Annotated in this window: 17 protein-coding genes; 14 read left to right on the top strand and 3 right to left on the bottom strand. The window is 60.1% G+C overall.

Annotation, left to right across the window (positions count from 1 at the left end):
- Window positions 1-85: 85 nt before the first annotated feature.
- Window positions 86-1387 (top strand): adenylosuccinate lyase, encoded by a 1302-nt coding sequence (gene purB, locus LCM4573_RS13040; RefSeq protein WP_071006721.1) that lies wholly within the window; start codon window positions 86-88, stop codon window positions 1385-1387.
- 63 nt (window positions 1388-1450) lie between these two features.
- On the opposite strand, the gene LCM4573_RS13035 is transcribed toward purB, so the two are convergent.
- Complete coding sequence (locus tag LCM4573_RS13035; RefSeq protein ID WP_071006720.1) at window positions 1451-2272, bottom strand: DUF2189 domain-containing protein; 822 nt, start codon at window positions 2270-2272, stop codon at window positions 1451-1453.
- Between the two features lie 160 nt (window positions 2273-2432).
- On the opposite strand from LCM4573_RS13035, the gene LCM4573_RS13030 reads away from it, so the two are divergent.
- On the top strand, window positions 2433-2987 hold the full coding sequence (locus LCM4573_RS13030; protein WP_071006718.1) for an alpha/beta hydrolase: 555 nt from the start codon (window positions 2433-2435) through the stop codon (window positions 2985-2987).
- A gap of 89 nt (window positions 2988-3076) precedes the next feature.
- On the opposite strand, the gene LCM4573_RS13025 is transcribed toward LCM4573_RS13030, so the two are convergent.
- Complete coding sequence (locus LCM4573_RS13025) at window positions 3077-3391, bottom strand: DUF1476 domain-containing protein (RefSeq protein WP_071006716.1); 315 nt, start codon at window positions 3389-3391, stop codon at window positions 3077-3079.
- A 244-nt stretch (window positions 3392-3635) separates the two neighbouring features.
- On the opposite strand from LCM4573_RS13025, the gene LCM4573_RS13020 reads away from it, so the two are divergent.
- From LCM4573_RS13020 to LCM4573_RS12990, 7 genes are all read left to right on the top strand, one after another.
- Window positions 3636-4265 carry a hypothetical protein gene (locus tag LCM4573_RS13020; protein WP_071006715.1) on the top strand — a complete coding sequence of 210 codons (630 nt, stop codon included), beginning with the start codon at window positions 3636-3638 and terminating at the stop codon, window positions 4263-4265.
- A gap of 281 nt (window positions 4266-4546) precedes the next feature.
- A complete protein-coding gene (gene purC, locus LCM4573_RS13015; RefSeq protein WP_071006714.1) occupies window positions 4547-5311 on the top strand; it encodes a phosphoribosylaminoimidazolesuccinocarboxamide synthase in 765 nt (254 codons plus the stop codon).
- 17 nt (window positions 5312-5328) lie between these two features.
- The gene (gene purS, locus LCM4573_RS13010) at window positions 5329-5571 is read left to right on the top strand and encodes a phosphoribosylformylglycinamidine synthase subunit PurS (RefSeq protein WP_071006712.1); all 243 of its coding nucleotides are present in this window, start codon (window positions 5329-5331) and stop codon (window positions 5569-5571) included.
- A 17-nt stretch (window positions 5572-5588) separates the two neighbouring features.
- Window positions 5589-5846 (top strand): hypothetical protein, encoded by a 258-nt coding sequence (locus LCM4573_RS13005; RefSeq protein ID WP_071006711.1) that lies wholly within the window; start codon window positions 5589-5591, stop codon window positions 5844-5846.
- Window positions 5843-6514 (top strand): phosphoribosylformylglycinamidine synthase subunit PurQ, encoded by a 672-nt coding sequence (gene purQ, locus LCM4573_RS13000; protein ID WP_071006710.1) that lies wholly within the window; start codon window positions 5843-5845, stop codon window positions 6512-6514. The genes LCM4573_RS13005 and purQ overlap by 4 nt, the downstream gene beginning before the upstream one ends.
- Window positions 6515-6570: 56 nt before the next feature.
- Window positions 6571-6969 carry a hypothetical protein gene (locus LCM4573_RS12995; RefSeq protein ID WP_071006709.1) on the top strand — a complete coding sequence of 133 codons (399 nt, stop codon included), beginning with the start codon at window positions 6571-6573 and terminating at the stop codon, window positions 6967-6969.
- 144 nt (window positions 6970-7113) lie between these two features.
- Window positions 7114-7683 carry an acyloxyacyl hydrolase gene (locus LCM4573_RS12990; RefSeq protein WP_071006708.1) on the top strand — a complete coding sequence of 190 codons (570 nt, stop codon included), beginning with the start codon at window positions 7114-7116 and terminating at the stop codon, window positions 7681-7683.
- A 108-nt stretch (window positions 7684-7791) separates the two neighbouring features.
- Here LCM4573_RS12990 and LCM4573_RS12985 read toward each other — a convergent pair whose 3' ends face one another.
- Window positions 7792-8073: a DUF1127 domain-containing protein gene (locus LCM4573_RS12985; protein WP_071006707.1), complete on the bottom strand. Its 282-nt coding sequence runs from the start codon at window positions 8071-8073 to the stop codon at window positions 7792-7794.
- An 83-nt stretch (window positions 8074-8156) separates the two neighbouring features.
- On the opposite strand from LCM4573_RS12985, the gene LCM4573_RS12980 reads away from it, so the two are divergent.
- The 5 genes from LCM4573_RS12980 to grxD all read left to right on the top strand — a co-directional run bounded on the left by LCM4573_RS12980 (window position 8157) and on the right by grxD (window position 13027).
- Entirely contained in the window at window positions 8157-9575 is a 1419-nt protein-coding gene (locus tag LCM4573_RS12980; protein WP_071006820.1) for a PLP-dependent aminotransferase family protein, read from the top strand.
- A gap of 164 nt (window positions 9576-9739) precedes the next feature.
- Window positions 9740-11947: a phosphoribosylformylglycinamidine synthase subunit PurL gene (purL, locus tag LCM4573_RS12975; protein ID WP_071006706.1), complete on the top strand. Its 2208-nt coding sequence runs from the start codon at window positions 9740-9742 to the stop codon at window positions 11945-11947.
- A gap of 164 nt (window positions 11948-12111) precedes the next feature.
- Window positions 12112-12348: a BolA family protein gene (locus tag LCM4573_RS12970; RefSeq protein WP_071006705.1), complete on the top strand. Its 237-nt coding sequence runs from the start codon at window positions 12112-12114 to the stop codon at window positions 12346-12348.
- 5 nt (window positions 12349-12353) lie between these two features.
- Window positions 12354-12581: a hypothetical protein gene (locus LCM4573_RS12965; protein WP_071006704.1), complete on the top strand. Its 228-nt coding sequence runs from the start codon at window positions 12354-12356 to the stop codon at window positions 12579-12581.
- A gap of 110 nt (window positions 12582-12691) precedes the next feature.
- Window positions 12692-13027, top strand: a complete 336-nt coding sequence (grxD, locus tag LCM4573_RS12960) for a Grx4 family monothiol glutaredoxin (protein ID WP_046792354.1) — start codon at window positions 12692-12694, stop codon at window positions 13025-13027.
- Window positions 13028-13143: the final 116 nt, after the last annotated feature.

Raw genomic sequence — 13143 nt, 5'->3', positions numbered from 1 at the left:
TCCGCCATATCCGCCGTACTGAACATTGAGCTTTGACCGGCTTCTTGCTACAGCGGCCCCGACGAAGCGTAGGAAGACAAAGCCCATGATCCCCCGTTATTCGCGGCCCGAGATGGTCGCCATCTGGTCCCCCGAAACAAAATTCCGCATCTGGTTCGAGATCGAGGCGCATGCCTGCGATGCGCTCGCAGCGATCGGCGTGATCCCGAAATCGGCTGCCGAGACCATCTGGGAAAAGGGCGGCAAGGCCGAATTCGACGTCGCCCGCATCGACGAGATCGAAGCGGTCACCAAGCACGACGTCATCGCCTTCCTCACCCATCTCGCCGAATTCGTCGGTCCCGATAGCCGTTTCGTGCATCAGGGCATGACCTCGTCCGACGTGCTGGACACCTGTTTCAACGTGCAGCTCGTGCGTGCCACGGATCTTCTATTGGCCGACATGAACAAGCTTCTGGAGGCTTTGAAGCGCCGCGCCCTCGAGCACAAGGACACCGTCACCATCGGCCGCAGCCACGGCATCCATGCGGAGCCGACGACGTTCGGCGTCAAGCTCGCCCAGGCCTATGCGGAATTCGACCGCAACAAGACCCGTCTCCTGGCCGCGAGGGAAGAGATCGCCACCTGCGCGATTTCCGGTGCGGTCGGCACCTTCGCCAATATCGATCCCCGCGTCGAGGAGCATGTCGCAGCGGCCATGGGGCTCAAGTCGGAGCCCGTTTCGACGCAGGTCATCCCGCGCGACCGCCATGCCATGTATTTCGCGACCCTTGGGGTCATTGCTTCCTCGATCGAGCGGCTGGCGACTGAAATCCGCCATCTGCAGCGCACTGAAGTCCTGGAAGCCGAGGAATATTTTTCGCCGGGCCAGAAGGGCTCGTCGGCCATGCCGCACAAGCGCAATCCGGTTCTCACTGAAAACCTTACCGGCCTTGCCCGGATGGTCCGTTCCTATGCCATGCCGGCTATGGAGAATGTCGCGCTCTGGCACGAGCGGGACATTTCCCACTCCTCGGTCGAGCGCATGATCGGACCGGATGCCACCGTAACACTCGACTTCGCGCTCGCGCGCTTGACGAGCGTGATCGACAAGCTGCTGGTCTATCCGGAGAATATGATGAACAATATGAACAAGTTCCGCGGGCTTGTTCATTCGCAGCGTGTACTTCTCGCGCTTACCCAGGCAGGCGTTTCACGCGAGGATGCCTATCGCCTCGTCCAGCGCAACGCCATGAAGGTATGGGAACAGGGCAAGGACTTCCTGGAAGAGCTTCTGGCCGACCAGGAGGTCCGCGCGGCGCTTTCCGAAGAGGAAATCCGCGAGAAGTTCGACCTCGGCTACCACACCAAGCATGTCGATACGATTTTCAAGCGGGTCTTCGGCTGAACGCCATAACCGCTGAAATTGCCTGCCGCCGGGTCATGCCGGCGGCATTTTTGTTTCCAGGCGTCAGCTTGGCTGGCGCATTTCGCCCTCGGCGGGCACGATGATCTTGCGATACAGGTGCCAGGTCGCATGGCCGAGGATCGGCATGATGACAGCAAGCCCGGCGAAGATTGGAATGGTGCCGATTGCCAGCAGCACCGCAACGATAAGGCCCCAGAACGCTACCGGCACCGGATTGGCGAGCGTGGCGCGCACGCTCGCATCGACGGCGGCTGCGGCACCCACATCCCGATCGAGCAGCAGCGGGAATGCGACGACGGTCGTTGCGAGCACCACGACCGCAAAGAGGAAACCGGCAAGATTGCCCCAGAGGATCACTCCCCTTCCCTCGGGCGTCGTCAGCACCTGCGACAGGAAGGATGAGACGGAGGCGGGTACGGCCTCGCCGAAATAGGCGGTATAGATAGCCTGAGCCGTGAGAAGCCAGACAACGAACAGGGCAAGCAGCAGGAGCGCTACCGCGACGATCGACGGCAGCGCCGGTGATCTCTGCACATCCAGCGCGTGGCGCCAGGAAGTGTCCATGCCGCGCTCCCGGCGGCGGCTGATCTCATAGAGGCCGATGGCCGCGATCGGCCCCAGCAGGGCGAAGCCCGACATCAACGGATAGATCAGGGGCAAGAGATTGGCTCCGGAACTCCACAGCGTGAGCACCACGCCGGCAATCGGATACATCAGGCACAGGAAAACATAGTGCGAAGGCTTTTCCCGGAAATCGTCCCATCCAAGCCGCAGGGCGTCCATGATGTCGCCTATGCCTATCCTGCGAACAGCCGGGCGCACGAAACTGTTGTCCGCGCCGGCCATGACATGAAATGCCGTCATGACACCGTCTCCTCCTTGGCAGCCGGCGGCGGAGAAGGCTCGGCAAGACAGGTTGCCGAGACGCTCAGGCTGCCGGCATGTGATGATCCTAGCGGATTTTGAGAAATCTGGCGCCTTTTTGCTTGACTTCAATAGGTGTCGATCTCACATCGGCGCCATCATGAAAGTATCCGAAGCAGAAATCCTGATCATTCCGGGTTACACCAATTCCGGGCCCGGACACTGGCAGACGCGCTGGGAGGCGAAGCTTTCGACGGCGCGCCGTGTGGAGCAGGCCGAATGGTCGAAGCCGGTGCGCGAAGACTGGGTGGCACGCGTCGCCGAAGAGGTGAATGCCGCAGTTAAGCCGGTGGTGCTGGTCGCCCATTCGTTGGGCGTACCTTCTGCCGTCCACGCAATCCCGCAATTTCGCAAGAAGGTTGCCGGCGCCTTTTTCGTCGCCCCGCCGGAACTCGACAATCCCGAGATCCGGCCGAAGCATCTGATGACCTTCGGCCCCTATCCGCGCGATCCTCTGCCCTTTCCGTCATTGATGATCGCAAGCCGCAACGATCCATTCGGCTCTTATGAGCATGCCGACGATATCGCCAGCGCCTGGGGTTCGCTCATAATCGACGCGGGTGAGACGGGCCATATAAACGCGGAAAGCGGCCACGGCCCCTGGCCTGAAGGTACGATGGTTTTCGCGCAATTCCTCAGCCAGCTGAAGCCCTGACGGAAGCTGCACGACGCCGCGATGCAAAGTAGAGAACAGCAAAAAGCCGCACCCGATGAGCGCGGCTTTTTGATTGGGTGATGTGAGGTTTACTGTTCGAGCTGGGCCACGGCCTCGGCGAGGAACTGGTACATTTTCGTACGGATGTCCTCGTCCGAAATCGAAACGCTCGCGGCATCGAAATCCTTGCGCAGCTTGCGGAAAACGTCTTCCTCGCCGGCTTCCTCGAAATCGGCGGCGACGACTTCCTTGGCATAAGCTTCAGTATCGCTCTTGCCAAGAAGGTCCGCGGCCCAGAGGCCGACCAGCTTGTTGCGGCGGGCTAGCGCCTTGAACTTCAATTCCTGGTCGTGTGCGAACTTGTTTTCGAAGCCTTTTTCGCGATCGTTGAACGTCGTGGCCATGCGGATCTCCCAAACGATTGGTCGCCTTGACCCATAATCAAACCGGCACCGAAGCGCAATGCGCTTTGTCGACCGGAGCGGCGATGTCCGGCGATGAAGCCGCCATACCGCCCGCCGGACACATCTCTTCCGGCGTTGATGCCGCCGGACTGTCATAAAACTGTCGCAAAACTCGTCAGGGATTGCTGTCCCCGTTCGACCGAGGAGTTCGAAGCGTGGAATAGCCGGGATCAGGAGGGCTCAAATGCATAATTCGAGATCGATCACACTTGGCGGTTCCCGTATGGATATCAAAGTCGTGTCACTCGTCACGATGATCATCCTTGTCATAACGGCTTTGGTCGTTGCTGCCGACACATGGTGGGGTATCGACCACCATGATCTGATGAGAGATCCAAATGCAATCGCCAACCATCCACGTTATTTCGGCATAATCTCCAATCTCGGCGTCGTCCTATGGATCGCGAGCGCCGCGGTCGCGCTTCAGGCCTATGCCTCGCTGGGCTTGAAACGGCGGGGAGAATTCAGCGGACTACTCTTCTCCGGAGGAATTTTCGCGACATTGATGGGGCTCGACGACCTTTTCATGCTTCACGAGTCGATTTCCGTCACGGGCCTGGCCGAGCCGCTTATCCTGCTTCCGCATGCGATATTCCTGGCAGTGTGCTGCTATTACGCCTGGCTTATGCGAACCGAAACGCCCTGGCTGGTGCTTGGTGCGGCCATCACCTCCTTTGGCCTGTCCCTGCTCTTCGATCTCTACCCCTCGTATTTTCCGGGACAGATGCTCCTCGAGGAGGGTTTCAAACTGTATGGAATCTTCCTGTTCTCCGCCTATATGTTCCTCGTCGGCCACGCCGCTTTGAGGCGCTAGCCGACCGAGCGCTCGGCAAGGGCATCCGGAAAACAGGCGAGCACCATTTTTCTTGTTCATAGCCGCTGTTTTTATTCCGCAACGGCAGCGCCGGCGGAACAACGTTTCGAGAATCCGTGTAATCTCAGGACCAATGCTCATGGTGAAGGCACCGGCCCAATGCCGCTTCCGACAAGGTTAAGAGGTCTGCATTGTGAAATGCGTTCTTTTCCGATAAGGGACCGCTTCAACGATCTTCCACTGCGTCCGCATTACCGACGCCAACAACGAGACAAGAAATCATGAACCGTCGCCGCCGTATCTACGAAGGCAAGGCCAAGATCCTTTATGAAGGCCCGGAACCGGGCACGCTGATCCAGTTCTTCAAGGATGACGCCACCGCATTCAACAAGAAGAAGCACGACGTCATCGACGGCAAGGGCGTTCTGAACAACCGCATCTCGGAATACCTCTTCACGCATCTGAACAAGATCGGCATCCCGACGCACTTCATCCGCCGGCTGAACATGCGCGAGCAGCTGATCAAGGAAGTGGAGATGATCCCGCTCGAGATCGTGGTGCGCAACGTCGCAGCCGGCTCGCTGTCGACCCGCCTCGGCATCGAGGAAGGCATGGTTCTGCCGCGTTCGATCATCGAATTCTACTACAAATCGGATTYGCTCGCGGACCCGATGGTTTCCGAAGAGCACATCACCGCCTTCGGCTGGGCGAACCCCGCCGAGCTCGACGACATCATGGCGCTCGCGATCCGCGTCAACGACTTTCTTTCCGGCCTCTTCCTCGGCGTCGGCATCCAGCTCGTAGATTTCAAGATCGAATGCGGCCGCCTCTACGAAGGCGACATGATGCGCATCATCCTGGCCGACGAGATTTCACCGGACAGCTGCCGTTTGTGGGATATCGAGACCAAGGAAAAGATGGACAAGGACCGTTTCCGCCGGGATATGGGCGGCCTTCTCGAAGCCTATTCCGAAGTCGCCCGCCGGCTCGGCATCATCAATGAAAACGAACCGATCCGCGGCACCGGCCCGGTTCTCGTCAAGTAATCATCGGGGGTAGATCAGTGATCAAGGCACGCGTGACCGTCACGCTCAAGAATGGCGTTCTAGACCCGCAGGGCAAGGCGATCGAAGGCGCGCTCGGCAGCCTCGGCTTTTCCGGCCTCGGCCATGTGCGGCAGGGCAAGGTCTTCGACATCGAAGTGGATGGCGCCGACAAGGCGAAGGCTGAGGCCGATCTCAAGGAAATGTGCGAGAAGCTTCTGGCAAACACGGTCATCGAGAATTATACTATAACTCTCGACTGAAGGTTGTGGTTCCTGTGATGGCTGAGATCACGAATGAATTGATGTATGAGCTTCTGAAGCGCATGCATGCCGAAATAGGTAACCTGCGGGAGGACCATAGGGGCCTTCGGCAGGACTTTATCAGCCTTCGCAATCACATGCATGTCATGCAGGGCGACATGAACAACCTGCACACGACGATGGCGCAAGTTCTCGTCCGTCTCGATCGTATCGAAAATCGCCTCGAACTGCGCGAGCTCGCCGAGGCACAGGCAAGGTTTGAACCGCACCCATGAAATCCGCAGTCGTCCAGCTTCCCGGCCTCAATCGCGACCGCGACATGATCGCCGCGCTTACCAAGATTTCCGGCCACGAGCCCGTCACCGTCTGGCAGACCGAAACCGAAATCCCGGATGTCGATCTGATCGTCATCCCAGGCGGCTTCTCCTACGGTGATTATCTGCGCTGCGGTGCGATCGCAGCCCGCATGCCGGTCATGCAGGCGATCAAGGAAAAGGCCGACCAGGGCGTGAAGGTTCTCGGCGTCTGCAACGGCTTTCAGATCCTTGTCGAAGCGGRAATGCTGCCGGGCGCGCTGATGCGCAATACTTCGCTCAGGTTCGTTTGTAAGGAAGTGAAGCTGGAAGTGGTGAACGCCGAGACGGATTTCACCCGCGCCTATGAAAAAGGCCAGGTCATCCGCTGCCCGGTCGCVCATCACGACGGCAATTACTTCGTCGATGCGGATACCCTCGCCTCCATGGAAGACAAGGGGCAGATCGTCTTCCGCTATACCGACGGCACCAATCCGAACGGCTCGCTCAGCGATATCGCGGGTGTCATCAATGCCCGCGGCAACGTGCTCGGCATGATGCCGCATCCGGAAAACCTGATCGAGGCGGCCCATGGCGGCAATGATGGGCGCGGCATCTTCGCCTCCGCCCTCGACGTGATCGCTGCTTAACCTTCCCCTCACCATACCGTTGTAGAACGGCGCGTGCCCCTTTTCAGGATATCCCGATGCCGTTCTACACCCGCAGCCTTACCCTCGTTCTCCTCGCCRCAGCCGGCGCGATGCTGACAGCGTGTCAGGCAGACAGGAAAACGGCACCCTCTCCCAATAATGCCGCCTTGCCCATGATGGAGCGCGTCGCGCTTTCGGCGAACGCCTGCTGGTTCAAATCGGGAGATGCCGCCTTCAAGCCCTATCGGCTGGCGCCGGAACTCAATTCCTTCTCGGGCCGTCCGCGCATTCTCGCCGTGCCACGCAACAGCCCGGAATCCCGGCCGGTTCTCGTCGTTCAGGCGGAGGGCAATCCCGCCAAGCTCGATGCCTTCGGTCCGATAATGGCCGGTGAAACCGGCGAACGGATCAAGCGCGACGTATTACGCTGGGCAGGCGGCGGCAAGGGTTGCTGAGAAACGCCGCCTCGGCCTATTTTCATCGAATCCCGCAACCGTTGAACATCTGTCCAGCCACAGCTTAAGCGATGCATGGACGCCGCGCCGTCCTCGTCCTACCAATCGTTAGGGATCGCCCAAGCGATTCGGTGAGGTGGACGAATGTTGATGAAATCCCATTGCCGTCATGTTCTCCTTTCGGCCGGACTGGCCGCAGCGACCTTCTCAACTGCGATCACTCCCGCAAATGCTCAGGAACCGATATTCGACGAGGCCCGCTTCGGCGTGCTCACTTCCATCGATAGTGGACGCCATGAAGACGGTGTATTCGCGACGGGCATGATCTTCTTCGACCCTTGGGGTCATGATGAGGCGCAAGGCGTCGATAAGCTTCTACGCCCTCGAATCCATATAGGGGGAGACCTGAGCACAGGGGGCGAAGCCAATCAGGTCTATGCCGGCTTTTCCTGGACCGCCGATCTCACGGATCGGCTGTTTCTCGAGGTGGGCGTCGGCGGGGCGGTTCACGACGGCGATCTCGACTATGACGGCGGATCCGGTCCGGCGCTCGGCTGCCGCCTGCTTTTCCACGAATATGCGGCCGCCGGCTTCAAGCTCACCGATAACTGGCGCCTCACCGCGCAGATCGAGCACTCCTCTCATGCGGAGCTCTGCGACGGCCCGAACGACGGCCTGAGCCGCGCCGGCGTCATGGTGGGCTACAAGTTCTGAATTCATTCCGTGAGGAATCGCTACTGAATTCCTGATAAGAAAAGACCCGATGCGCCGGTTGGGAGGCGACATCGGGCCTTGCTTCCAACGATGCTGGAAGCAGAAAATTCAGAACAGGAAACGCGACTTGGCCGCTTCGCGGCGCGCTTCCACGCGCGTCAATCCGATATCCCGCAACTGCGCCTCTTCCATATCGAGCAATGCAAGGCGTCCTTTCCGGCGGATATTCCAGTTTCGATAGATGTCGATCAATCCAAGCACGCCCTTGCGCGGCGCCGGCAAAGGCGACGGAGCCAATAGATCACCGCTCGCCCGGAGTTGCGACTCGCGAACAAAGCTGTCGGGGTAAATTGTATCGATTGTCGCAAGATATTCGTTCAACCTGCGCATATCGCACCTGCCATACAAGTCATTTAGTGGTGCAATTCTTTTACATTGACCAAAAAAGAGGGACAATGTACAGAATTGTCACCATGACAAGTTGGCTTCCAGACATCAAAGAGGGCAAAAGCCCGCTCTATATTCGCGTGGCGGACCAGATCGAGGATGCGATCATGGCCGGCGACCTGCAGGCCGGCGCGAAACTGCCGCCACAGAGAAATCTGGCTTACGACATAGGCGTGACGATCGGCACGATCAGTCGCGCCTATTCCCTCCTGCATGAGCGGGGTCTCGTCAGCGGAGAAGTCGGGCGCGGCACGTATGTTCGCTCGCGACCGGAAATTGCGTCGCAGGATGCCAATGATCCGGCAACAGTCAGTTTCGCGGGCACCCGCCCCTTCCACCCTCCGCCGGGCAAGATCCGGTTCGACAGCACCGCGGCACCGGATGTCGGGCAGAATCAGATAATCGCCAGCGTTATAAACGAAATCATGCGGGACCATCCCCGGGAGATCGCAAGCTACACGCGGAGCTTTCCCGACCACTGGTCCGAAGCAGGGGCGCGCTGGCTCTCCTACAGCAAGTGGACGCCCGCGATCGACTCCGTCGTGCCCACGCTCGGAGCGCACGCCGGCGTCATGGCCATTATCTCCTCCCTCACCAGCCCCGGCGACAGGATCGTCTTCGAGCATATGACCTATTCCCAGATCAGCCGCGCAGCCGGGCTGATCGGACGGCGGAGTTCGCTCGTGGACTCGGACGATTTCGGCGTTCTGCCTGAGGATTTTGAGCGGGTCTGTCTCCAGCAGCACCCGAAGATTGCCTTCTTCATGTCCTCAGCCCAGAACCCGACGCTGGCAACCCTGCCGCTCGATCGTCGCAGGGAGATCGCCGATATCGCACACAGGCACAATGTCTGGCTGATCGAGGACAATCTTTACGGAGCGATGAACAAGAAGGACATTCCGCTCATTGCGGAGCTGGCACCAGACCGGACCTTCGTCATCGACGGATTGTCGAAATCCGTCGCAGCCGGCGTTCGTGGGGGCTGGGTTGCCTGTCCACCGCATTTTGCCCAGCGCGTCCGCATAGCTCACAAGATGATAACCGGCGGATTGCCCTTCATGCTTGCGGAACTTTGCTCCCGCCTCGTCCTCTCCGGAGAGGCCGAACGCATCTGGGAGCGATGCCGTGAGGAGATCAACGCTCGCGAGGCGCTCGCGAAGGAAATCCTTGCCGGCTATGATTTCAACTCCAATCCGGATATTCCCTTCCTCTGGCTCAAGCTACCGGAACCATGGCTTTCGGCGACCTTCAAGAACGCTGTGCTGGCCGATGGCGTGCTCATCGACGATGAGGACGAATTCAGGGCCGGACGATCGGGAAAGATCACGCACCGCGTCCGCATCGGGTTTTCCTCACCTCACACGCGCGAGGACGTGTCAAACGGCCTGAAGGTCGTTCGGCGTCTGCTGGAAAACGGCTCGGCCGGCTACGACAGCCTCGCTTGAGGCCGTCTGGACGCGGGTCCGCCCCGCCGTTTCACCGTCTCCGGTCCGCGCAACCAAAGCCCTGCGGAAAGCGGGGTTTTCCGGTATTTTCCTGTCGCGTGCCGCAAACACATGCGCTAAAGAGGCGCAACGCTTCAGAACGGTCAGCCATTCTAGGAACACCGATGACGATCCCCAATACGATCCAGATTACTCCCGAACTCGTCGCTTCGCATGGCTTGAAGCCGGATGAGTATCAGCGCATCCTGGACCTGATCGGCCGTGAACCGACCTTTACCGAACTCGGCATCTTTTCGGCGATGTGGAACGAGCACTGCTCGTACAAATCCTCCAAGAAATGGCTCCGGACGCTGCCGACCAAGGGGCCTCGCGTCATCCAGGGGCCAGGCGAAAACGCCGGCGTCGTGGACATCGATGACGGCGACTGCGTGGTCTTCAAGATGGAGAGCCACAACCATCCCTCCTATATCGAGCCCTATCAGGGAGCGGCGACCGGCGTCGGCGGCATCCTGCGCGACGTATTCACCATGGGCGCCCGGCCGATCGCGGCCATGAATGCGCTGCGCTTCGGCGCGCCCGACCATCCGAAGACCAAGCATCTCGTATCCGGCGTGGTTGCCGGCGTCGGCGGCTACGGCAACTCCTTCGGCGTGCCCACCGTCGGCGGCGAAGTGGAGTTCGACGAGCGCTATAACGGCAACATTCTCGTGAACGCTTTCGCAGCCGGCCTCGCCAAGAGCGATGCGATCTTCTACTCCAAGGCCGAGGGCGTCGGCCTGCCGGTCGTCTATCTCGGCGCCAAAACCGGCCGCGACGGTGTCGGCGGCGCGACCATGGCGTCTGCCGAATTCGACGAGTCGATCGAGGAGAAGCGGCCGACTGTTCAGGTCGGCGATCCCTTCACCGAAAAGTGCCTCCTGGAAGCCTGCCTGGAACTCATGCAGACCGGCGCGGTCATCGCGATCCAGGACATGGGTGCGGCCGGCCTCACCTGCTCTGCCGTGGAAATGGGCGCCAAGGGCGATCTCGGTATCGAACTCGATCTCGACAAGGTGCCGGTCCGCGAAGAGCGCATGAGCGCCTATGAAATGATGCTCTCCGAGAGCCAGGAGCGCATGCTCATGGTTCTCAAGCCGGAAAAGGAAAAGGAAGCCGAGGCGATTTTCCACAAGTGGGGCCTCGATTTCGCGATCGTCGGCAAGACCACCGATGACCTTCGCTTCCGCATCCTGCATCAGGGCGAGGAAGTCGCGAACCTGCCGATCAAGGAACTTGGCGACCAGGCGCCGGAATATGATCGGCCGTGGATTCAATCGAACGGCCCCGCGCCCCTGCCCGCCTCCCAGGTCGCAGCGCCTGCTGACTACAACGAGGCCCTTCTGAAGCTCGTCGGCTCCCCCAACCAGGCAAGCCGCCGCTGGGTTTACGAACAATACGATACGCTGATCCAGGGCAATTCTCTGCAGCTCCCCGGAGGTGACGCCGGCGTCGTGCGCGTCGACAATCATCCCTCCAAGGCGCTCGCCTTCTCCTCCGACGTGACGCCTCGCTATGTGGAAGCCGATCCTTTCGAGGGCGGCAAGCAGGCGGTCGCCGAATGCTGGCGCAACATCACCGCGACGGGTGCCGAGCCGCTCGCGGCCACCGACAACCTCAACTTCGGCAATCCGGAAAAGCCGGAAATCATGGGCCAGCTGGTCGGCGCGATCAAAGGGATCGGCGAGGCCTGCAAGGCGCTCGATTTCCCGATCGTCYCCGGCAATGTCTCGCTCTACAACGAGACCAATGGCGTGGCGATCCTGCCCACTCCGACGATCGCCGGCGTAGGGCTTTTGCCCGACTGGTCTAAAATGGCGAAAATCGGCTCGGCAAACGACGGCGACAAGCTGATCCTCATCGGTGTAGACGGCAGCCATCTGGGCTCCACCGTTTACCTCCGCGATATCCTCGGACAGACGGACGGCCCGCCGCCGGAAGTCGATCTCACCGCCGAGCGGCGCCACGGCGACTTCGTGCGTTCGGTGATCCGCAACGGTCAAGTTACCGCCTGCCACGATATCTCCTCGGGCGGCCTCGCCATCACCCTGGCGGAGATGGCGATGGCATCCGGCAAGGGCATGACTGTCAGCCTTCAGGACAAGAAGGGTCTGCCGCATGCGCTGCTTTTCGGTGAAGACCAGGCCCGCTACGTGATCGCCGTCCCGGCCGATCTCGCCAATTTCGTGGAAGCGAATGCCGAAGCGGCAACCATCCCCTTCCGCCGRCTTGGCACCGTAGGCGGCGACAAGCTGGTCATCGACGATCTCATCAGCCTTGCGGTGGTGGATCTCGCCAACGCCCATGAAAGCTGGTTCCCCGGCTTCATGGCTTGATGAGGGAGGCGCAGGCTTTTCTTGCGCCTCACCTTTGGAGGGCGGATAATATTCCCTGTCGATAGAACGGCGCTCCCGCTTTGACCGCCGGCCTTGTTTGAGGCACTCTCGATTCGATTGAACTCCGCTTTTGAGTCTGCGGAGGAGGAAAGGACGACAAAAACATGCCCATGAGCCCAGGCGAAATCGAAGACCTCATCAAGGCCGGCATTCCGGGTGCCCGTGTCACCATACGGGACCTCGCCGGCGACGGCGATCACTATGCCGCCGAGGTCGTCGCCGAAGCCTTCCGGGGCAAGAGCCGCGTGCAGCAGCACCAGATGGTTTACGAGGCGCTCAAGGGCAATATGGGGGGCGTGTTGCATGCGCTGGCGCTACAGACCTCCGCGCCCGCCGACTGAGACCCATGGCCGATCTCATCAAGGAACTCGTGACCGGCGTCGTCGAGAACGTCATGCGGGAGCTTCTCAAGAAGTCTCATGGACGGACCACGCCCAAGCGGAAGAAGAGGCAAACGCGTTCGGCCACCGGTAGCGCTGTCCCCTCCAGGCCGGCCAAGAAGAAAACGCCGGCCCGCAAGCAGGTGAGCCGACGCCGCACGGCTGCTGCCCGAAGCCGCCAGCGCGCCCGCTGATCGTTCCATCAGGGATTTTGATGACTTCCCCGCTGGAAATTCCCGCGGCGCGTGTTATTTAAAGGCGAACAGCGATCCGGACCTTGAACCCGGATAGACAAGGATTTGACATGAGCGCGATTCACGATTTCATCGACAACGAAGTGAAGACGAACGACGTGGTTGTCTTCATGAAGGGTACTCCGCAGTTTCCGCAGTGTGGCTTTTCCGGCCAGGTCGTCCAGATTCTCGATTATCTGGGTCTCGACTACAAGGGCGTGAACGTGCTCGCCGACGCTGAAATCCGCCAGGGCATCAAGGATTATTCCAACTGGCCAACCATTCCGCAGCTCTATGTGAAGGGCGAGTTCATCGGCGGATGCGATATCGTCCGCGAGATGTTCCAGTCTGGTGAGCTGCAGAGCCATCTTCAAGAGCAGGGCATCAGCGTCCGCGGCGCCGCCTGATCCTCCCGTCCCCGCTCCGCGGGGGCCTTTCATGACCTTTTCTTTCGAGGCGCCGTGCAAACGGCGCCTTTCAACGTCTTTGGGAATATCGCTGTGACAAATCCTTCACAAACCGC

The organism is Rhizobium sp. LCM 4573 (assembly GCF_001854865.1).
Lineage (GTDB): Bacteria > Pseudomonadota > Alphaproteobacteria > Rhizobiales > Rhizobiaceae > Neorhizobium.
Note: the sequence above shows the minus strand (reverse complement) of the source record. Positions and strands in the feature narration are given on the sequence as shown.